Raw genomic sequence first — 20,297 nt, 5'->3', positions numbered from 1 at the left:
AGCGGCGGTCGGGCGGTCCTGCTCGCGTACCCGATCCGGACCGGAGCATTCCTATGGCTGACCAGGGAATCCGCCGGGTGGCAGAACGTCCTCAGGGGATCAACGGAATGTGGTCGGAAGCAAGCCCCAGGCGGTCGCAGCCGACCCGGCGGGCGAGCGGCTCGGCCATGCTGGGGCCGACGTGGGTCCAGTACGTGGCCGCGTCCCGGAAGTACCGCTGCATTCGCTCGCCGTCCCGCGCGTGGCGGGAACCAGCCGTGCGGAAGAGGGTGCCCTGCAGGACGTCCCAGGTCATGCGGCCGGCGTTCAGGAACATGAGCGCAAGGCGGTTGTCCTCCGCGAGGGAGAAGGGGGCGTCGCCGGTGGCGTTGCGGCGGCAGGTCTCCATCCAGTCCTCGGCGGTGCGCTGCAGCGCCGCCTCGGCCGTGTGGATCACGCCGAGGGCCTCGCCGAGGTGCCGCTGGTAGTCGTGGAGCTCGGCCCGGGTGCGGTCGGGTTCGAGGACGAGGGGGCGGTCGGCGACGGCACGGGCGTACTCGTCGGCGGCGGCGTACGCGGTGCCGATCATGATGGCGGCCAGTTCGCCGTGGAAGAAGCTGGGCGCCCGCCCGGCGTACATGGGGTTGCCGTGCAGCTCGGAGCCGACGCTGCCGCCCTCGACGGGCAGGTCGAGCAGGCTCGCCTCGCAGGTGAGGTACGCGGGGATGCGGGCCTGTTCCATGTGGATGCTGTTGGAGCCGCTGCCGCGCAGGCCGAGGACGCCGTGCCAGTCGTCGAGCACCGTCCACACCGAGCGCGGGGCGACGAACAGCAACGGCGGTCCGGGTGGGGCGCCGGGGCGGTCGGGGGCGCGCAGGGTCTGGCCGACGTAGTGGGTGGAGTAGGGGGCGCCCGAGGAATACGGCCAGGTGCCGTCGAGGACGACATGGCCGTCGCCGTCGGGCTGGGCGACGCCGATGGGCGCGACCGTGGACGCGGCTCGGAAGTCGCCGTCGGCGCCGAAGATCTCGTCCTGCGCCTTCTCCCCGAAGACCGTGGCGACCTGCAGGACGTGGGCGGCGGTGAGGGACAGGGCCCAGCCGGTGGAGGGGCAGCCGCGGGCGATCTCGGTGACCACGCGATAGAAGGTGGGGAGTCCGAACTCGTAGCCGCCGTACCGGCGCGGCTGAAGGATCCGGTAGAAGCCCGCCCGCAGGAAGTCGTCGTGGGTGTCCTTGGGGTAGTGCGTCAGCCGTTCGGTCTCCGGCTGGCGTTCGAGCAGCACGGGCCGCAGGTGCACGGCGCGTTCGACGAGGTCGCGTTCGGTCGGGCCGGGCTCGGGAGCGGCGATCACGATGCCTCCTGACGTGTGGGGCCGTCCGTTCGTGCCGTGATGCGTGACGCGGTACGAGTGATTGAACACGGCAACCGCCGTGGCGGTACCGACCGGATATCGCCAAGTGCCGGGACCCGGGCGAACAGTCGTAGCCTGAAGAGGTAGGGACAGGCTCCCGCCCTTGCGGGCGCGGGAGGCGGCGATGCGATACGACGACCGCAGGGCGGCCGGGCAGCTGCTGGCCGAGGGGCTTGCGGAGCTGCACGGCCAGGCTCTGGTGGTGCTGGGGCTGCCGCGGGGCGGAGTGCCCGTGGCGGCCGAGGTGGCCCGGCGTCTGGGCGCCCCGTTGGATGTGCTGGTGGTGCGCAAGCTGGGCGTGCCCGAGCAGCCGGAGTGGGGTTTCGGGGCGATCGGCGAGCACGGGGTCCGCGTCCTCAACCGGGACGTGATCGGCGAGGCCGGGCTGGATGGCGCCGCGCAGGAAGCTGTCGAGGCGGCCGAGCGGGCCGAGCTGGAACGGTGTGTGCGGAGTTACCGCCAAGGGCGGGACGCGCTGCCGGTCGACGGCCGTACGGCCGTCGTGGTGGACGACGGGCTCGCCACCGGGGCCACGGCCGAGGCCGCCTGCCGGGTCGTACGAGGTCAGGGCGCGGCCCGGGTCGTGCTCGCGGTGCCCGTCGGCCCTGACCACAGCGTCGCCCGGCTGCGGCAGGTGGCGGACGACGTCGTCTGCCCGCAGACGCACCGGGTGCTCGGCTCGGTGGGTGCCTGGTACCGGGACTTCGCCCAGGTCTCGGACGCCGAGGTCACCTCCCTGCTCGCGGAGGCCGCACGGTCCGTACCCAGCTCCCCCGCCACAGCCGCGCCCCCGAACCGTGAGGTGCTGATCCCGGCCGCCGGAGCACAGCTGGGGGCCCGCCTCGTGGTTCCGGAGGGAGCGCCGGCCGCCGTGGCGTTCGCGCACGGCAGTGGCAGTGGGCGGCACAGTCCGCGCAACCGGTATGTCGCCACCGCCCTCAACCGGGCGGGCCTGGCCACCCTGCTGCTCGACCTGCTCACCGACGACGAGGCGCAGGACCGGCACAACGTCTTCGACATCCTCCTGCTCGCCCGGCGCCTGCACGCCGCGTCCGTGTGGCTGCGCCGTGAATGCGGCCTGCCCGTCGCCTACTTCGGGGCCAGCACCGGCGCCGCCGCCGCGCTGGAGGCGGCCGCGCTGTCCGGCTCCGAGGTCCGCTCGGTCGTCTCCCGGGGCGGCCGCCCGGACCTGGCGACCCCGGCGGCGTTGACCCGGCTTCGGGCGCCGACCCTCCTCATCGTCGGCAGCCGCGACACCCAGGTGCTCAGCCTCAACCGCCTCGCCGCCGACCGGATGCACTGCGAGCACCGGATCGCCGTGGTCCCGGGCGCCACGCACCTCTTCGAGGAACCCGGCACCCTCACCACCGTCGCCGAACTGGCCCGCGACTGGTTCACCGCCCATCCCGACCGGCCGACCGCGGACACGCCACCGCGCCGGTCGGCGTGAGGACCGGGCTCCCGCGGCTTGTTCTCGACGGTCCGGAGGCCTCGGTTCCACTCAACCGCCGGGGTCATGGAGATTATGTGCAGGACATATGCCTAGACTCTGGATCCCGCACGGAGAGGGACCCCTACGTGAGTGAACCGAACGGCCCCGTCTGCCCGTTGTGCGGTGCGCCCCGGGCGTCGGACGGAACTCCGGCCTGCTCCTGCGCCCGCCGCGCCTCCGAGGCCCGTCGCAACGCGCGCACGGCGGAGGCGGCGGCCGCGGAGGACTTCGATCCGGTACGGATACGACCGTTCGTCGAGCTCGGTGACGACACCGGGGCAGCACAGCCGGTCGGGGACGAAACCCCGCAGGAGCCAAGGGACTTGGCCGACCCGTACGACATTCCCACGTCCCCGGCCGGGGCAGAGGCGGCGCCCGACGGGACGCCACTCCCCGACCCGGCCGGCGGCCGGGAAGGCCCCCGGCGCAGGCGCCGCACCCTCCTCATCACCGGGGCGGGCGCCACCCTGGTCGTCCTGCTGACGGGCGCCTTCCTGGGCGGGCTGTTCCTGTACGACAGCCCTTCGCGGGACAGATCCGTGTCCGCCGACGTACGGGCGCCCGTCCCGGACGGCTCCGCCGAGGACGGCACATCGCCGGAGGGGCAGTCCGCCGGCACGGCGTCCGCGTCGCCGTCCAAGAGCCCTACGTCATCGCCGAGCGCGACCCCGAGCAACAGCTCCGCCCCGCCGACCGGCTCCTCCGCCGTCCCGACCGCGGCCCCCTCCAGCGCGGGCGCCACCACCAGCGCCGCCCCCGAACCGAGTGACGCGGCAGGGCAGCCACCGGTCCTCCGGCTCGGTGACCAGGGGCCGGAGGTCACCGAACTCCAGCTCCGCCTGCGCCAGATCGGCCACTACGGCGGAGACATCGACGGCGACTACGACCGTGAGGTCGAGAGCGCGGTGCGCGCCTACCAGCTCACCCGCGTCATCCTCGGCGACGAGCCCGGCGTCTACGGCACGGCGACCCGGAAGTCACTCGAATCCGAGACCTCTGAGCCGTGATCGCCGAGCGGTGAGGACCCGGCACGGAAGCGCTCGCTCGCCGGCCTCACCGCCCCCGCCCGTCACCCGGTACACGGACGCGCCCGAAGCCCGGGAGACGGCCTCCGTGAGCCGACCGTCCGTGAAGAGGGCTCCGGTGCCGTCGTCGAGGGCCCATCCGGCGGGCAGGGCGCCCGTCGCCACGGCCGACCGGTAGGAAGGGCGGCGCCCGGGTTCGCTGTCGTAGTGCGGGCACACCGAACCCGGCAGCAGGCCCAGGCCGTCCGGCAGGAACGTGAGCGGGCCGAAGGAGTCGGTGAGCGAGCTCTCGGCCCAGCAGTTGGCGCCCGCGCTGATACCGCAGAGCAGGCTTCCCTGGTCGTAGGCCTCGCGCAGCAGGCGGTCCACGCCGTGCGCGCCACACGGCGAGGAGGTTCGCGGTGTTGCCGCCGCCCACATAGATGACGTCCTGAGCGAGCACGAACGCGCGCAGCGCGTCGTCGTCGAGCTCCCTCTCGAACAGCCGCAGGACGGAGGGCTCGCAGTCCGGCCGGTCGCGGAAGGCGGCGAGGAACTTCTCGATGTACGCGGGCGCGTCACCGCTGGCGGTGGGCAGGAAGCAGACCCTGGGGCGAGGCGCCCGCGCATGTCGCAGTACCCAGTCGTCCAACAGGCCGTCCTCGTCGGTGGAGAAACCTCCGCCGACGAGGGCCAGGCGACGCGGGTGGCTCATGTCGTCCCCTCCAGCAGTTCGGCGACCGTCGTCACCCGGATCAACGGCCGGTACAGGTCCAGCACCTGCAACGCCTTGGCGTGCGAGTCGTCGTCCGCACCCGCGCAGGCGTCGGCGACGACCAGCACCTCGACGCCCGCGTCGGCGGCCGCCAGCGCCGTCGACAGGACGCAGCAGTCGGTGCTGACACCGGCCAGGACCAGGGGGCCCGCCGGGGCGGTGCGTCGGGCCAGTTCCGGGGTCCATTTGCCGAAGGTGGTGGCGTCCAGCACGTGCTGTGCCTGATCCACGAACTCGTCCGTCAGCTGCCACAGTCGGGCGTCCGGAGGTTGCAGGGCGAAGGGGTGCTGCTCGTAGTACGCCCGCCAGGCCCCTTCCGGTTCGCCGGGTGCCACGAAACGGGTGAACGTGACCCTGTCCCCGAAGGCCGGCAGCAGGCGCCGTACGCCTGCCGCAGCTTCGGCGAAGCGTGGGGAGGCCCAGGGGCTGCCGGCGTCGGCGAAGACGCGCTGCATGTCGATGACGGCGAGCCATCCGGTGGTCATACGGTCGCCTCCTCGTCCGACGTCGGGCTCGGTGTCCGCGCCTCCTGTGCGCGGACGCGTCCGCGCCACAGCACCAGCGTGCCGAGGAAGCCGAGCGTGAGGGCAGCGAGGACGCCGAGGTTGGCGTAGGCCCAGGCGCCGGACCTGCCGCCGAGGCCCAGGGGGCCGAGCAGATAGCCCTGCCAGTCCAGCCAACTCGCCGTCGAGTTGGTGACCAGGCCCCAGCCGAGGGCGGTGGCCGTGAGGGTCAGGAGCAGCGGGGTGAGCGGTACGTCGCCGTAGCGGCCGGTCGGGCGGTAGAGGTCGGGTTCGTCGTAGTCGCGGCGGCGCAGGGTCAGGTCGGCGAGCATGATGCCGCACCAGGCGGCGATGGGGACGCCGAGGGTGGTGAGGAAGCCCATGAACGGGCCGAGGAAGTCGTCGGCGACGAACACGATGTAGATCGAGCCCACGATCATCAGTACGCCGTCGATCAGCGCGGCCAGGTAGCGGGGCACGCGCAGGCCCGCCGAGAGCAGGGCCAGGCCGGACGAGTAGATGTCGAGGACCGCGCCGCCGACGAGGCCGAGGACGGCGACGACGGCGAACGGCACCAGGAACCAGGTCGGCAGGATCGTCGTCAGCGCGCCGATGGGGTCCGCGGCGACGGCGGCGCTGAGTTCGCTGGAGGAACCGGCCAGCAGGAGGCCGAAGACCAGCAGGAGCAGCGGCGCCAGTGAGGCACCGAAGGCGGTCCAGCCGATCACGCCCCGGCTCGACGCGGTGCGCGGCAGATAGCGGGAGTAGTCGGCGGCCGCGTTGACCCAGCCGAGGCCGAAGCCGGTCATCATGAAGACGAGCGCGCCGATGAACTCCTGGGCGGAGCCCGCCGGCAGGGCGCTGACGGTGGACCAGTGGATGTGGTCGGCGACCAGGGCGACGTAGACGACGGTGAGCACGCCCGTGACCACGGTGATCACGGTCTGCAGCCGCATGATGAGGTCGAAGCCCATGACGCCGACGACGACGGTCAGCGCCCCGACCAGGACGAGGGCGATCACCTTGGTCCCGGTGCCGCCGCCCCAGCCGAGCCGGCCGAACACGGTCGCGGTGGCCATGGTGGCCAGGGCGCACAGCACGGTCTCCCAGCCGACGGTGAGGACCCAGGAGATCACCGACGGCAGGCGGTTGCCGCGCACGCCGTAGGCGGCGCGGCCGAGCACCATCGTCGGCGCGGAGCCGCGCTTTCCGGCGACGGCGACGAACCCGCACAGCAGGAACGAGAAGACGATGCCGATGACTCCGGCGAACAGCGCCTGCCAGAAGGAGATCCCGAAGCCGAGCGCGAAGGCACCGTAACTCAGGCCCAGGATGGACACGTTGGCGCCGAACCAGGGCCAGAACAGGGTGCGGGGCGTGCCTTTGCGTTCGGCGTCGGCGATCACGTCGAGACCGTGGGTCTCCACCTGGAGCCTTCGGCCCGGGGTGCGGTCGTCGCGTGGGTCCGGGGATGTGATCATCCCGGAATCGTCGCACCGCTCCCCCCGCCGGGGAAGACGGACGCCGATCAGCGGCCGTCGAGCCGGTGGGTGCCCGGGGCTCAGCCCAGCTTCTTCAGCAGTTCGGCGGCGAGCGGGGCGGAGGAGGCGGGGTTCTGGCCGGTGACCAGGTTGCGGTCGACGACCACGTTCGGGACCCACGGCTCGCCCACCTGGACCTGGACGCCGGCCTCGGTGAGCCGGTCCTGCAGCAGCCACTTGGCCTGGTCGGCGAGGCCGGCCTGGGTCTCCTCGGCGTTGGTGAACGCGGCCACCCGGTAGCCGGCGAAGGCGTTGGTGCCGTCGGCCTCGGCGGCGAGCAGTGCGGCCGGGGCGTGGCAGACGACGCCGAGCGGCTTGCCGGACTCCAGGGCGCGGGTCAGCAGCCTGCCGGAGTCGGCGTCGACCGCCAGGTCCTCCATCGGGCCGTGGCCGCCGGGGTAGAACACGGCGGCGTAGTCGTCGAGGTTCACGTCCTCCAGCCGGATCGGCTCCCGCAGCTCCGTCATCGCGGCGAGTACGGCGGCGATCCGGTCGGCGTTCTCCTGTCCGCCGTTGGCCTCGGCCGCGAGGCTGCCCTGGTCGACGGGCGGTACGACGCCGCCCGGCGTGGCCACGACGACCTCGTGGCCGGCGGCCTTGAACGCCTCGTACGGGGCTGCCGCCTCCTCGGCCCAGAAGCCGGTGGGGTGCTTGGTGCCGTCGGCCAGCGTCCAGTGGTCGGCGCCGGTCATCACGAAGAGGATCTTCGACATGGGGTGCTCTTTCGAGAGGGTCCAGTAGGTCGTCGCCTCGACCGTACGCACGTCCTGCCATTGGAATCCAATAGGCTCATGCATATGAGACATAAGGATTCCAATGGAGAGGGGGAGAGCGTCCAGCCCGGCGGTGCGGCGCAAGTGGACCTGAACCTGTTGCGCACTTTCCTGGCCGTGTACCGCACCGGCTCCTTCACCGCCGCCGCCCGTCTCCTGGGTCTGTCCCAGCCGACGGTCACCACGCAGATCCGCTCGCTGGAGCGGCAGCTGGACCGGGAGCTGTTCCAGCGTCTGGCGCGCGGCGTCAGCCCGGCTCCCTACGCGGACGAACTCGCCGCCCGGGTCGTCGAGCCGCTGGACGCCCTCGCCGGCGTCACAGGTCAGGGCGGCTCCCCCGACGTCCACCAGCCGGAGCCGGTGCATCTCGCCGGTCCGGCCGAACTGCTCACGCACCGCGTCATGCCGGCCCTCGCGCCGCTGGTCGACAGAGGCGTACGGCTGCGCATCACCCCCGGCCTGACCGACCCGCTCCTGGAGGAGCTGCGGGCGGGCCGCTACGACCTGGTGATCTCGACCTACCGGCCGCGCGGTCGCGCCCTGGCCTCGGTGGCTCTGCTGGACGAGGAGTTCGTGCTGGTCGCGGCCCCCGCCTGGGCGGAGCGCATCGGCTCGGCGGCGCGGATCGCGGCCGACGGGCCCGCCGCGCTGCACGGCGTGCCGCTGGTGGCCTACGCCGAGGACGTGCCGATCGTGCGCCGCTACTGGCGTCACGTCTTCGGCAGGCGCCTGGTGCGCCACCCGGCGGTCACCATGCCCGACCTGAACGCGGTGAAGGCCGCGGTGGCGGGCGGTACGGGGTTCAGCGTGCTCCCCCGTTACCTGTGCGCGGCCGAGCTGGCCTCGGGCGCGCTGATCCTGCTGCACGCCCCGGACGACCCGCCCATCAACACCGCCTTCCTCGTCGAGCGGCCGGGCTCGTCCGGCAACCCGCATGTCGCCCTGGTCCGCGACCACCTGCTGGGGATCCTCCGCGACGGGTGACTCCTTCGGCCACGCGGCACGTTCAGTACTTCTCGGCGCCCGCCACGATCGCCTCGCGGATGCGGTCGTACGTCCCGCATGGGCAGACGTTGCGGATCTCGTCGAGGTCGGCCTCGCTGATCTCGCGGCCCTCCTCGCGGGCCTGGCTGACCTTGGCGACGGCGGTCATGATCTGGCCGGGCTGGCAGTAGCCGCACTGGGCGACGTCGTACTCCAGCCAGGCCTCCCGCATGGGGTGGAGCGCCTTGCCGACCGTGGCGGGCAGGCCCTCGATGGTGGTGACCTCGTCGGTGGGGCGCAGGTCCTCCACGGGGACCGAACAGGGGTTGAACGCCATGCCGTTGATGTGGCTCGTGCACGCCTGGCACACGCCGAGGCCGCACCCGTACTTCGGGCCGGTGACGCCCGGCTCGGGCCGCAGCACGACGCTGGCGAGTCTCGCCGTCTCGCTGCTCGCCTCCGGCACCCGGCTCGTCGTCCTCACTCCGCGGGACTCGCCGCTGCGCGCCCTGGAGGCACATCCGGGAGTACAGCTGCTGGCGTCCCGGGCGCCCACGGAAGCGGAGTTCGCCGCCGCCGTGGGGGCGGGCAGCGGGCCTCGCGTGGTCCTCGTCGACGACGCCGACCTGCTGCCCCTGCCGGGCATCGACCAGGACCTTCGGGCGCTGGTCGGGTCCGGCAGGGAACGCGGCATCGGCGTGGCCGCCGCGGCCACGGGCGACACCATGGCGGGTGCGAGGGGCTGGCTGAGCGCCCTCAAACGGCAGCGCAAGGGTGTCCTGCTGGACCCCCAGAGCCTGATGGAGGGCGACGTCCTGGGCGTCCGGCTGACCCACGCTCAGCTGCGCAACCGCAGGCCCGGGCGGGGGCTTACCGTCGACCCGCGCTCCGGGGAGCTGATCAGCGTGCAGATACCGCAGACCGATCTCGGCTGACGGCTGCGGGGGTGTTGCAGGCGCCGGCGGCGCACGCCGTCAGCCACTGGTCGAAGTCGGCGTCGTACCGGGTGCCGATGTCGGTGGCGTAGACGGCGTGGCCGCCCGCGTAGTCACCGACGCGGAAGCGGGCCAGCATGCGGTGGATGTCGGCCGGGTGACGCTCGAACATGTAGCGGACCGCGAGGTAGCCCCACGGGTAGGTGCGGGTCACGTCGCTGTTGGCGTAGGTGTTCTGGAACAGCGTGCTCAGCCGGTACGTGTGCTTGCCCGCCTCCGCGACCGCCTGCTCGTCGGTGATCCCGCGGTAGCCGTAGGAGACGTACTCGGCCAGGCCCTCGATCCACCACACGTCCGGCACCGACGTCTGCTCGGCGAAGTCGCCCTTCATGTTGTACCGGGCGTCCAGGTAGTGCGTGTACTCGTGGTTGAGGTTCCAGATCCTGGCCGCGTGTCCGTCGTCCCGGCTCTTCTGGTACATGACGGCGAACGGTTCGTTGCCGGGGTCCGCGGGGTCTCCGATCAGGGTCATGCCGCCGTTGTCCGTGCTGATCCCGAAGATCGCCCCGGCGTAGGTCCGGTAGTCGGCGCTGCCGGCGAAGACGACGAGGTCGAGGGTCGACAGATACTGCCCGGGTATGGGGCCGTCGTCCCGCACGAGATCGTGGAAGTACCGGTCCTGCCCCAGCACGCTGGCGCACGCCGCGTCGAGGTCGGCCGACGTGAGCGCCTGGGCCCGGATGGTGTGCGTGGCGTCGCAGGAGTGGGTGATCGGCAGGGCCGCCCTGGTCAGCTGGCCGGCGAGGTCACAGACGCCGTAGTAGGAGCAGTTGGGGCCGTCGTAGTGCTCGGCCTGGGTCGCCACCGCCACCCACAGTCCGGCCGTGGGGCCGGTGATCCGCGAGGCGCCCAGCAGTTCCCTGGCCAGGGGGCGCACCGTGGCTCGCAGTGCCGGGTGTTCGACATAACGCGCCAGGTTCATCCCGGCGTTGGACGCCAGGTACGCCCGGTCGGTGGCGAGCAGGTCGAGGTGGTCGAGCGCGAACCTGCGGAGGGTCCGGACGATGGACGGGTCGGCGGCGACGGCGCTGACGTAGGCCGGGTTCCAATTGCCGCGCCAGAGCGGGGTGTAGACGGCGTTGACGGCGGCCAGCATGCTGCGGATGGCGTCGTAGGAGCTGTCGTACGCGTTCAGCGTCCGCCGGTAGATCTTCAGATAGCGGGCCTGCTGGTCGGCGCTGTCGGTGAGGACGACGACCTCGCCCAGCACGTCGCCGTTGGCCGCGGTGACGTCCCTGGAGTGGGGGCGCGCGAAGAAGGTGTCCAGGCCGCTGGTGGTGTTGCGGGCCAGGGGTGCGCCGTACGGGCCGACGTCGTCCGGGTGGTTGAACTGCACGTAGTAGCCGGCGCGCAGGAACAGGACGAGCTGCCACACGCGGGCCGAGTTGTCGCCGCGATAGGTCCGCGCCGTACGCGTGAAAGCCTTCGCGACGGTGACCATCTGGGACTCACGGAAGATGTCGCGGGCGTCCGAACCAGTCACCGAGAACAGGCTGTTGACGCAGTCCGTGGTCGAGGCCCTGACGAACGCGACGAGTTCGGCGCCGGTCCGGCGGCCGAAGTCGTCCGGGCTGCACGAGGCCGCCTTCTCGGCGGCGTCCGTACGCGGCGGGGTCGGTGCGGACGTCGGTGCCAGGGGCGGGAGTCGGTCCGGGGTGAGCGGCTGCCTGTCTACGGCGGGACGGACGGCCGTGTTGGCCCGCGCGCCGGTCGGCGGTGGTGGTTGCGTCGCCTTCCGGGGCGAGGTCGCGGCGGCGGTGTGGCCGGTGTCGGCCGGGGGTGCCGCGAGCGCGGGCGTCGACAGCAGGCCGGAGAGCGTGGCGCAGACGGCGAGGGCGCCGGCCGTGCGTCTGGGCAGCACGAAGCGGTAGCGCATCTGGGTTCCTCCACGGATGTGATGCGCCTCGATAAGGGTGCTGAGGCGTGTGAGGCACTGTCCCAGCGCCAACCTGCCTCAACAATGGCGTGTGACATAGCACATGGCACTGTCGAGCCATAACCTCCGGCGTCGGCTACGCCTTGGGCACGCTCCACGTGCGCGCCGCCCACGTCCGCAAGCGGGGGGAGCGCGCGACGAGTTCGCGGTAGGCGCTGGTGGCGGACTGCAACAGCGCGTCGACCGCCGGCTCGGTGACCGTGTCACGCCGCCAGGCCAGCACATAGCGGCACCACAACGGCGTACCGATCAGCGGCTTTACGACGACCTGGGGGATCGGCCGGGTCGTCGCCTGGACGACGGCCACGCCGAGCCCGTCGGCGATCATCCCCTGCAACTGCAGCCGGTCGCCGAGGAATTCGTGCACCGCCTTCGGCGTGAAGCCGGCCGCCGCGCAGGCCGCGTGGAAGACGCCGGGCCAGCCGGCCCCGTCGTCCGGCGTCAGGAACCAGGCCTCCTCGGCCAGATCGGCGAGGGCGATCTGAGGGCGCCGGGCGAGCGGATGCCGGGAGGGCAGGGCCACGAAGTTCGGCTCGGTGACGATCCCGCGGTGGGCCACCGCCTCCGAGTGCTCCAGCTCCTTTCCCGGGTAGTCCGCGGCGATGGCCACGTCCGCCGCACTCTCCTCCAGGAGCTCGACGATGCGCGAGGAGGCGTACACACTGCTCACCGCGAGCGAGACCTCCGGAAGCCGGGCGCGGACCCCGGACACCATGCCCGCCAGCATCGGGGAGTTCGTCGCCGCCACGCGCAGGGTCCGAGGAGCCGACGCCGCGCCGGGTCCGGTACGGCGCCCGATCGCGGCGGCGCGGGCCAGGACGTCCCGGGCCTGGGCGACCACCTCGACGCCGTACGGAGTCGGCCGCACGCCCGCCGGGCCGCGCTCGAACAGCGGCTCACCGAAGTGCCCTTCGATGCGCCGGAGTTGGGTGCTCACGGCGGGCTGCGAGTACCCGAGGTCGGCCGCGGCCCGGCCCACGCTTCCCGCGTCGGCGATCGCGCACAGCACACGCAGATGCCGCAGCTCCAGCTCCACCCGTCACTCCCTCGATCGGCATTTCATGCAAACAACCGCAATATCGGGCATCTCGCCCCACGTGTAGCCCCCCCTGTGAACACCCGTCGCACCGCATGGTTAGCATATGAGCGCCACCTAGCTCGAAAGATAGGCCCGTGACTGTCAACGACGACTCGTTCACCAACTGGAAGAACCGCGAGGAGATCGCGGAGTCGATGATCCCGCTCATCGGGAAGCTGCACCGGGAGCGGGACGTCACCGTCCTCCTCCACAGCCGCTCCTTGGTGAACAAGTCGGTGGTCAGCATCCTGAAGACGCACCGGTTCGCCCGGCAGATCGCCGGTGAGGAGCTCTCGGTCACCGAGACGCTGCCCTTCCTCCAGGCGCTGACCGCGCTCGACCTCGGCCCGTCCCAGATCGACATCGGCATGCTGGCCGCGACGTACAAGACCGACGACCGCGGTCTGTCCGTGGCGGCGTTCACCGCCGAGGCCGTCGCCGGTGCCACCGGCGCCAACAAGATCGAGCGCGGCGAGGGACGCGACGCCGTCCTCTACGGCTTCGGCCGCATCGGCCGCCTGGTCGCCCGCCTGCTCATCGAGAAGTCCGGCTCGGGCAACGGCCTGCGGCTGCGCGCCATCGTCGTGCGCGGCGGCGGGGAGCAGGACATCGTCAAGCGGGCCTCGCTGCTGCGCCGTGACTCCATCCACGGCCAGTTCCAGGGCACGATCACCGTCGACGAGGCCAACAGCACGATCATTGCCAACGGCAACGAGATCAAGGTGATCTACGCCAACGACCCGTCCGAGATCGACTACACGGCGTACGGCATCAAGAACGCCATCCTCATCGACAACACCGGCAAGTGGCGCGACCGCGAGGGCCTGTCCAAGCACCTGCGCCCCGGCATCGACAAGGTCGTCCTGACGGCGCCGGGCAAGGGCGACGTCCCGAACATCGTGCACGGCGTCAACCACGACACGATCAAGCCGGACGAGCAGATCCTGTCCTGCGCCTCCTGCACGACCAACGCCATAGTCCCCCCGCTGAAGGCGATGGACGACGAGTTCGGTGTGCTGCGCGGCCATGTGGAGACCGTCCACTCGTTCACCAACGACCAGAACCTGCTGGACAACTACCACAAGTCCGAGCGCCGCGGCCGCAGTGCGCCGCTGAACATGGTCATCACCGAGACCGGCGCCGCCTCGGCCGTCGCCAAGGCACTGCCCGACCTCAAGGCGAAGATCACCGGCAGCTCGATCCGCGTCCCGGTGCCGGACGTCTCGATCGCGATCCTGAACCTCCAGCTCGCGCGGGAGACCGACCGCCAGGAGGTCCTCGACTACCTGCGCGACGTGTCGCTGACCTCGCCGCTGCGGCGCCAGATCGACTTCATCACCGCCCCCGACGCGGTCTCCAGCGACTTCATCGGTTCGCGGCACGCCTCGATCGTGGACGCCGGGGCCCTGAAGGTCGAGGGCGACAACGCGATCCTCTACCTCTGGTACGACAACGAGTTCGGCTACTCCTGCCAGGTCATCCGCGTCGTCCAGCACGTCTCCGGGGTGGAGTACCCCACTTACCCGGCTCCGGCGGTCTGATCCCGCCCAGCCGTCACCGACCCGTCTGCCGGCAATGCGGTGCCGACAGGCGGGTCGGTGCTTCCCGCGCTCAGTGGCCGCGGAACGCCTCCTCCAGCCACCAGGACCCTCGGTCGGCGACCACCTTGGCGTCGATGAGCAACGGCGCGGTTCGAGGCCCGGCGATCCAGTCCTCCACGGCCTTGAGGTCGGCCCGGGTCCGGACGGTCACCGCCTCGAAGCCATAGCCCCGCCCGATGGCGGCGATGTCCGTCGGCGGGAAGCGGACCGTGTCGAGCGGGTGCCCGTGGGGACCGAAGTGGTGCACCTCGGCGCCGTAGGCCTCGTCGTCGTACACGACGACCACCATGGGCAGCCCGAGCCGACGGACGGTGTCCAGCTCCACGGCGCTCATCAGCGCGCCGCCGTCACCGAGCGCGGCCACGGGCAGCCGGTCCGGCTGTGCCAGCGCCGCCCCGACCGTGGTCGCCAGCCCCAGGCCTATCGACTGGAACGCCTGCGTGAAGCAGAAGCCCTTCTCGTCCGGCACCGACAGGTACGCGCTCGGGTAGCCCATGAAGTTGCCGGAGTCCACGCCGACCACCCGCTCCGCGGGCAGGATGTCGTCGAGCGCGGCGCTCAGCGTGCGCGGGTCGATCCGCGCACGTGTGCTCGTGTCCTCGTGCGGCACGTCACGCCGGCGCAGGCGGGTCGCGAGGGCGGCACCGACCTCCGGCGTCCGGTAGCCCTTCCGCTGTCCGCCGACGCCCGCCTCGATCACCTCGCGCGCGGTGAGTCGGACGTCGCCGGTGACGCCGAGGTGCACCGGCCGGTGCGCGCCGAGTGCGGACGGCTCGTCGTCGACCTGTACGACAGTGGCGTCGGCGCCGATCAGATGGCCGTGCCGCATCGTCCACATGTTGAGGGCGCAGCCCCAGCCGACGATCAGGTCCGCGCCCTGGATCAGCTCGGCGGCCAACGGTGAGGCGAAACCGCCGGAGACGTCCAGCGACCAGGGGTTGCCGTGGAAGAGCCCGCGGGCGACGGCCGAGGTCGCCGGCAGTGCGCCGTAGTGCTCGGCGAGCGCCTCCAGAGCCTCCCGGCTGCCGGGTCCCCGCGCGCCCCGGCCGGCCACGAAGACCGGCCGCCGGGACCGGTCGAGCAGTTCGGCCAAGGCCGTCACGTCGGCCGCGTCCGGCTCCACCGCGGCCCGTTGCGGCGGCGGCGCCGCCTGCGCAAGGGCGCCGTCGGGCACCTCCAGGGCCTGCACCGGCAGGGGGAGGTTCAGCAGGACGGTACGCCGCTCCCCCACCGCCAGCCCGACCGCCGCACACGCCTGCTCGACCGCTTCCTCCGCCGAGGTGACCCGAACCGCGACCGCGCCCACCGCGCGCGCCAACGCCTCTTGGTCGACATGGAAGTTGGACCTGGGCTCGGTCACCTCGGCCGCGAGCACGACGAGCGGCGTACGGCTCTTGGCCGCCTCCGCGATCCCGGTCATCGCGTTCGTCAGCCCCGGCCCCTGATGCACGCTCACCACCGCGACGGTGCCGCTGGTCCGGGCGTACGCGTCGGCCATCGTCGCCGCGCCGCCCTCATGGCGTGCGGCGACGAACCGCGCCCCCGCGGCGACCATCGCGTTCGTCACGTGGAAGTTGCCCGATCCGACCACCCCGAAGACCTGGTCGACCCCGGCCGCGCACAGCGCCCGGCCAACCGCTTCCGCGACGTTCATGAGCGCTCCACCAGGGCGAGGACCCGTGCGGGAGCCCCGGAGCCGGTGACGATGGGCAGCGGTCCCGCGATGACGACGGAGCCGGTCGGCGGCAACGCGGCGAGGTTCCGCAGCTGGGTCAGGCCGTACTTGTCGCTGCCCATGAGGTAGGAGTGGCAGGGAAAGGCGGGGTCGAACGAGAACGCGCGCCCCGCATCCGTACCCACCGTCTCCACGCCGAGGCCGATCACCGGCGCCTCCTCGGCGACCCAACGGGCGCACTCCACCGACAGACCGGGGGTGTGCGGGCCGTTCTCGTCGGCGTTGAGGAACGCCTCCTGCGCATGCGAGCGCGTGTCCCAGCCCGTGCGCAGCAACAGCCAACCGCCTTCGGGCAAGGAGCCGTTCTCGGTTTCCCAGGCCTTGACGTGATCGACCTCGACCAGGAAGTCGGGATCCTTGGCGACCTCGTCGGTGAAGTCCAGCACGGCCGCGGGTGCGATGAGCCGTCGGGCCGGCACCGAGGCCACGTCGGCGAGGTCCTTGCCGGTGACCCAGTGGTTCGGGGCGTCGAAGTGGGTGCCGGTGTGCTCGCCGCTGCGGAAGTTGTTCCAGTACCAGGCGGGGCCCCGGTCGTCGTACCTGCTGATCTCCTCCAGCTCGAAGACGGCGGTCTGCCCGAACTCGGGCGGCAGTTGGATCACGGGTGTCGACGACGACAGCGGTGAGGTGAGGTCGACGACTTCGATCGATCCACCTCGCAGAGCGGACACCAGCGCGGCAAGGACGGAGGGCTCGGGCATGGGTGGCTCCTCGGTCGGGGCTCTGAACTGACAGCATCGCAGCCGCACTTCCCACCTCTTGACGCGTCAATGACAACAATGGCTTCATGTCCAGTGGGAGCGCTCCCACCTCACTCAGGGAAGGGAACAGCATGCGCGACACCCGCCGATCACGCTTACAACTCCTCCCGCTCTTCGGCCTGTTGGCCGCCCTGCTCCTGCCCCTCGGTGTGACCTTCGCACCGCCGGCCGCGGCCGCTCAGGCGGCGGAGCCCGTGCGCATCATGCCGCTGGGCGACTCCATCACCGGCTCGCCGGGCTGCTGGCGCGCGGTGTTGTGGAACCAGTTGCAGAGCGCCGGATACACGGACATCGACTTCGTCGGCACCCTCGGTCCGCAGGGCTGCGGACAGCCGTACGACGGGGACAACGAGGGCCACGGCGGCGAGTTGGTCACCAACGTGGCCGACCAGAACCTGCTGCCGGCCCGGCTGGCGGCCACCCTGCCGGACATCGTTGTCATGCACTTCGGCACGAACGACGTGTGGAGCGCCATCGCCCCCGACCGCATCCTCGCCGCCTACACCAGGCTGGTGGAGCAGATGCGGGCCTCCAACCCGGACATGAGGATCCTGGTCGCGCAGATCATTCCGATGAACCCGAGCAGTTGCACGGGCTGCGCGCAACGCGTCGTCGACTTCAACGCGCGGATCCCCGAGTGGGCCCGGACGACGAGCACCAGCCGCTCCCCCGTCTCCGTGGTCGACCAGTGGACGGGGTTCGACACGGCCACCGACACCTATGACGGCGTGCACCCCAGCGCTTCCGGCGACGAGAAGATCGCCGCCCGCTGGTATCCGGCCCTGGCGGCGCTCCTCGACGCGGGCGCCGGGGATCCCGGAGATCCGCAGGATCCCGGTGACCCTGAGGATCCCGGTGACCCGCCCGCCTGCACCGCGGCTTTCCGCGCCGTCTCCTCCTGGCAGGGCGGCTACCAGGGCGAGGTGACGGTGACCAACACGTCCGCCTCGGCCCTCTCGGGCTGGACCGCGACGGTCGTACCGGCGGCCGGTGCCCGCCTCACCCAGGTCTGGAACGGCACCCTCGGCACGGCCGCCGACGGCACCGCGACCGTCACCAACGCGTCGTGGAACGGCACCCTGGCGCCCGGCGCGAGCGCGAGCTTCGGCTTCATCGCCAGTGCCCCGGCAACGGCCGGCACTCCGTCGGCGACTGTCACGTGCACGGCGCGCACCGCGTCATCCTGACGCACCGTCACCCCCTCTCACCCTTCGGAGCCGCCATGAGATCCCGCACCAGCATCGCCCCTCGAGTGGCCGCCGTCCTGGCCGCCTTCCTGGGCCTGCTCGCCCCTCTGCTCTCCTTCGCCCCGCCTGCCCAGGCAGCGGCCACCGGCCTCCACATCCAGAACGGCCGGCTGCTGGAGGCGTCCGGCAACGACTTCGTGATGCGTGGCGTCAACCACGCTCACACCTGGTACCCGGGCGAGACGCAGTCGTTGGCCGACGTCAAGGCGCTGGGTGCCAACTCCGTCCGCGTCGTGCTCTCCGACGGTCACCGCTGGACCAAGAACAGCGCCGAGGACGTGGCGAGCGTCATCGCCCAGTGCAAGGCCAACCGGCTCATCTGCGTGCTGGAGGTGCACGACACCACCGGCTACGGCGAGGAGGCCGCGGCCGGGACCCTCGACCACGCGGCCGACTACTGGATCGGCCTGAAGGACGTGCTCACCGGCCAAGAGAACTACGTCATCATCAACATCGGCAACGAGCCCTGGGGCAACACCAATCCCGCCGGCTGGACCGATCCCACCATCGCGGCCGTCAAGAAGCTGCGCGACGCCGGCTTCGCCCACACGATCATGGTGGACGCGCCGAACTGGGGTCAGGACTGGCAAGGCGTCATGCGTGCCAATGCCCAGTCCGTCTACGACGCCGACCCCACCGGCAACCTGATCTTCTCGATCCACATGTACAGCGTCTACGACACCGCGCAGGAGATCACGGACTATCTGAACGCCTTCGTCAACGCCGAACTGCCCCTCCTCATCGGCGAGTTCGGAGGCCCGCCCGACCAGTACGGCGACCCGGACGAGGACACCATGATGGCCGTGGCCCAGCAGCTCCGGCTCGGTTACCTGGCCTGGTCCTGGAGCGGCAACACCGACCCGATCCTCGACCTGGCGATCGACTTCGACCCCACGCGGCTCAGCTCCTGGGGCCAGCGCATCTTCCACGGCACGAACGGCATCGCCGCCACCTCCGAGGAAGCTGCGATCTACTCCTCCGGCGGCGGTGACACCACTCCCCCGACCACCCCCGGGACGCCCACCGCCTCCGCCGTGACCTCCTCGTCCGTCGCCTTGAACTGGACCGCCGCCACCGACGCGAACGGTGTCACGGGCTACGACGTGGTCCGCGTCAACGGCACGACCGAGGCCGCGGCCACCACCACGGCCGGCACCTCCGCCACCGTCACCGGACTCGCCCCGGCGACCGCCTACACCTTCGCCGTGTACGCGCGCGACGCGGCCGGCAACCGCTCGCCGCGCTCCGGCACGGTGACGGTCACCACGTCCTCCGGCGGCTCGTCCGCGACCTGCGGTGTCGCCTACCGGGTGACGAACGAGTGGCCCGGCGGCTTCCAGGGCGAGGTCGTCATCCGCAACACCGGCAGCTCGGCGATCAACGGCTGGACTCTGCGCTGGACCTTCCCCGACAGCCAGCGCATCAGCAACCTGTGGGGCGGCACCGCGACGCAGAGCGGCGCCGAGGTGAGCGTCGCCTCCGCGTCGTACACGGCGACGATCGCCCCGGCGGGCTCGGTCACCCTCGGCTTCACGGCCACCAAGGGAAGCACGAACCCCAACCCGACGGCCTACACGCTCAACAGCTCCGCCTGCTCGCTCGGCTGACCCAGCCCAGCGCTGAATCCCCTTGGCGTCCCGTGTCGGCGCAGGGCGCCAAGGCGGTCGGCCGCTCAGGCGACCATGCCGCCGTTGACGTAGACCGTCTGGCCGTTGATCCACCGGCCGCGGCCGGCGATAAGGGAGATGACCTCGGCTATGTCCTCGGGGGTGCCGAGCCGCTGGAGGGGGTTCATCCCGGCCATGGTGTCGATGGTCTCCTCGTCCTTGCCGTCGAGGAACAGTGCCGTGGCGGTCGGGCCGGGGGCCACCGCGTTGACGGTGATGTCCCGTCCGCGCAGCTCCTTCGCCAGGATGAGGCTGACGGCGTCGACAGCGCCCTTGCCGGCCGCGTAGGCGGCGTAGGTCGGCAGTGCGAGCTTGGTGACGGACGTGGACAGGTTGATGATGGCGCCGCCGGGGCGGACATGGCGGGCTGCCTGCTGGTTGACGACGAAGGTGCCGCGGATGTTGGTGCGGTGCATGCGGTCCAGTACGTCGAGGTCGAAGGAGGCCAGCGGAGCCAGCGCCATCATGCCCGCGGAGTTGACGACGACGTCCACTCCGCCGAACTCGGCGATCACGGCGTCGAACACCGCGGCCACCGCCTGTTCGTCGGCGACGTCGGCCCGGTGGGCCACGGCACGGCCACCGGCCTCGCGGATCGCGGCGACCGTGTTGTCGGCCTCCGTCTTGTTGCCCGCGTAGACGACCGCCACGGTCTGGCCGTCCGCCGCCAGCCGCTCGGCGACGGCACGGCCGATCCCGCGCGAGCCGCCGGTGACGATCGCGACGCGCTGCTCCGGTGTGGTGCTCATGGTGCGCTCCCTCATGTCCGCGACCTCACGACTCGACTGCCGCCGTTACCGGCCCATCACTGT

The 20,297-nt window shown here is 71.7% G+C and carries 17 protein-coding genes and 1 pseudogene; 7 read left to right on the top strand and 11 right to left on the bottom strand.

Annotation, left to right across the window (positions count from 1 at the left end; genetic code table 11):
* Positions 1-91: 91 nt before the first annotated feature.
* Positions 92-1,333 (bottom strand): acyl-CoA dehydrogenase family protein, encoded by a 1,242-nt coding sequence (locus QQM39_RS43335; RefSeq protein ID WP_302003060.1) that lies wholly within the window; start codon positions 1,331-1,333, stop codon positions 92-94.
* A gap of 184 nt (positions 1,334-1,517) precedes the next feature.
* Between QQM39_RS43335 and QQM39_RS43330 the strand changes: the two genes are divergently transcribed.
* Together QQM39_RS43330 and QQM39_RS43325 are read left to right on the top strand one after the other, a co-directional pair.
* Entirely contained in the window at positions 1,518-2,843 is a 1,326-nt protein-coding gene (locus QQM39_RS43330; RefSeq protein ID WP_302003059.1) for a phosphoribosyltransferase family protein, read from the top strand.
* Between the two features lie 128 nt (positions 2,844-2,971).
* Positions 2,972-3,892, top strand: coding sequence for a peptidoglycan-binding protein (locus QQM39_RS43325; protein WP_302003058.1), 921 nt, complete (start codon positions 2,972-2,974; stop codon positions 3,890-3,892).
* On the opposite strand, the pseudogene QQM39_RS43320 reads toward QQM39_RS43325, so the two are convergent.
* The 4 genes and pseudogenes from QQM39_RS43320 to QQM39_RS43305 form a co-directional block, all read right to left on the bottom strand.
* Positions 3,863-4,604: pseudogene (locus QQM39_RS43320) on the bottom strand (Type 1 glutamine amidotransferase-like domain-containing protein). The gene QQM39_RS43325 and the pseudogene QQM39_RS43320 overlap by 30 nt on opposite strands.
* Positions 4,601-5,149 (bottom strand): cysteine hydrolase family protein, encoded by a 549-nt coding sequence (locus tag QQM39_RS43315; RefSeq protein WP_302003057.1) that lies wholly within the window; start codon positions 5,147-5,149, stop codon positions 4,601-4,603. The pseudogene QQM39_RS43320 and the gene QQM39_RS43315 overlap by 4 nt, the downstream one beginning before the upstream one ends.
* Positions 5,146-6,648 (bottom strand): cytosine permease, encoded by a 1,503-nt coding sequence (locus tag QQM39_RS43310; RefSeq protein WP_302003056.1) that lies wholly within the window; start codon positions 6,646-6,648, stop codon positions 5,146-5,148. The genes QQM39_RS43315 and QQM39_RS43310 overlap by 4 nt, the downstream gene beginning before the upstream one ends.
* A gap of 80 nt (positions 6,649-6,728) precedes the next feature.
* Positions 6,729-7,421: a type 1 glutamine amidotransferase domain-containing protein gene (locus tag QQM39_RS43305; RefSeq protein ID WP_302003055.1), complete on the bottom strand. Its 693-nt coding sequence runs from the start codon at positions 7,419-7,421 to the stop codon at positions 6,729-6,731.
* An 84-nt stretch (positions 7,422-7,505) separates the two neighbouring features.
* Here QQM39_RS43305 and QQM39_RS43300 point away from each other — a divergent pair, with 84 nt between their 5' ends.
* The gene (locus QQM39_RS43300) at positions 7,506-8,465 is read left to right on the top strand and encodes a LysR family transcriptional regulator (RefSeq protein WP_302003054.1); all 960 of its coding nucleotides are present in this window, start codon (positions 7,506-7,508) and stop codon (positions 8,463-8,465) included.
* A gap of 22 nt (positions 8,466-8,487) precedes the next feature.
* On the opposite strand, the gene QQM39_RS43295 is transcribed toward QQM39_RS43300, so the two are convergent.
* Positions 8,488-8,931: a (2Fe-2S)-binding protein gene (locus QQM39_RS43295; RefSeq protein WP_302003053.1), complete on the bottom strand. Its 444-nt coding sequence runs from the start codon at positions 8,929-8,931 to the stop codon at positions 8,488-8,490.
* Here QQM39_RS43295 and QQM39_RS43290 point away from each other — a divergent pair.
* Positions 8,864-9,400, top strand: coding sequence for an ATP-binding protein (locus tag QQM39_RS43290; protein ID WP_302003051.1), 537 nt, complete (start codon positions 8,864-8,866; stop codon positions 9,398-9,400). The genes QQM39_RS43295 and QQM39_RS43290 overlap by 68 nt on opposite strands.
* On the opposite strand, the gene QQM39_RS43285 is transcribed toward QQM39_RS43290, so the two are convergent.
* The gene (locus QQM39_RS43285; protein ID WP_302003050.1) at positions 9,366-11,336 is read right to left on the bottom strand and encodes a collagenase; all 1,971 of its coding nucleotides are present in this window, start codon (positions 11,334-11,336) and stop codon (positions 9,366-9,368) included. The two genes, QQM39_RS43290 and QQM39_RS43285, sit on opposite strands and share 35 nt — an antisense overlap.
* 136 nt (positions 11,337-11,472) lie before the next feature.
* A complete protein-coding gene (locus tag QQM39_RS43280; protein WP_302003049.1) occupies positions 11,473-12,432 on the bottom strand; it encodes a LysR family transcriptional regulator in 960 nt (319 codons plus the stop codon).
* 137 nt (positions 12,433-12,569) lie between these two features.
* Here QQM39_RS43280 and QQM39_RS43275 point away from each other — a divergent pair, with 137 nt between their 5' ends.
* The gene (locus QQM39_RS43275) at positions 12,570-14,015 is read left to right on the top strand and encodes a glyceraldehyde-3-phosphate dehydrogenase (RefSeq protein ID WP_302003048.1); all 1,446 of its coding nucleotides are present in this window, start codon (positions 12,570-12,572) and stop codon (positions 14,013-14,015) included.
* 70 nt (positions 14,016-14,085) lie between these two features.
* Here the strand turns inward: QQM39_RS43275 and QQM39_RS43270 are convergent, their stop codons facing one another.
* Both QQM39_RS43270 and QQM39_RS43265 read right to left on the bottom strand, forming a co-directional pair.
* Positions 14,086-15,729 carry a thiamine pyrophosphate-binding protein gene (locus tag QQM39_RS43270; RefSeq protein ID WP_302003046.1) on the bottom strand — a complete coding sequence of 548 codons (1,644 nt, stop codon included), beginning with the start codon at positions 15,727-15,729 and terminating at the stop codon, positions 14,086-14,088.
* Positions 15,726-16,511, bottom strand: a complete 786-nt coding sequence (locus tag QQM39_RS43265) for a cyclase family protein (RefSeq protein WP_302003045.1) — start codon at positions 16,509-16,511, stop codon at positions 15,726-15,728. The genes QQM39_RS43270 and QQM39_RS43265 overlap by 4 nt, the downstream gene beginning before the upstream one ends.
* A 131-nt stretch (positions 16,512-16,642) precedes the next feature.
* Here QQM39_RS43265 and QQM39_RS43260 point away from each other — a divergent pair, with 131 nt between their 5' ends.
* Positions 16,643-17,758 carry a GDSL-type esterase/lipase family protein gene (locus tag QQM39_RS43260; RefSeq protein ID WP_302003044.1) on the top strand — a complete coding sequence of 372 codons (1,116 nt, stop codon included), beginning with the start codon at positions 16,643-16,645 and terminating at the stop codon, positions 17,756-17,758.
* Between the two features lie 35 nt (positions 17,759-17,793).
* Entirely contained in the window at positions 17,794-19,425 is a 1,632-nt protein-coding gene (locus QQM39_RS43255; protein ID WP_302003042.1) for a cellulase family glycosylhydrolase, read from the top strand.
* Between the two features lie 65 nt (positions 19,426-19,490).
* On the opposite strand, the gene QQM39_RS43250 is transcribed toward QQM39_RS43255, so the two are convergent.
* Positions 19,491-20,249, bottom strand: a complete 759-nt coding sequence (locus tag QQM39_RS43250; protein ID WP_302003040.1) for an SDR family oxidoreductase — start codon at positions 20,247-20,249, stop codon at positions 19,491-19,493.
* Positions 20,250-20,297: the final 48 nt, after the last annotated feature.

Origin of the sequence: Streptomyces sp. DT2A-34 (assembly GCF_030499515.1) — a bacterium.
In the GTDB taxonomy this organism is placed as follows: Bacteria; Actinomycetota; Actinomycetes; order Streptomycetales; family Streptomycetaceae; genus Streptomyces.
This window is presented reverse-complemented; position numbering and strand designations above follow the sequence as displayed.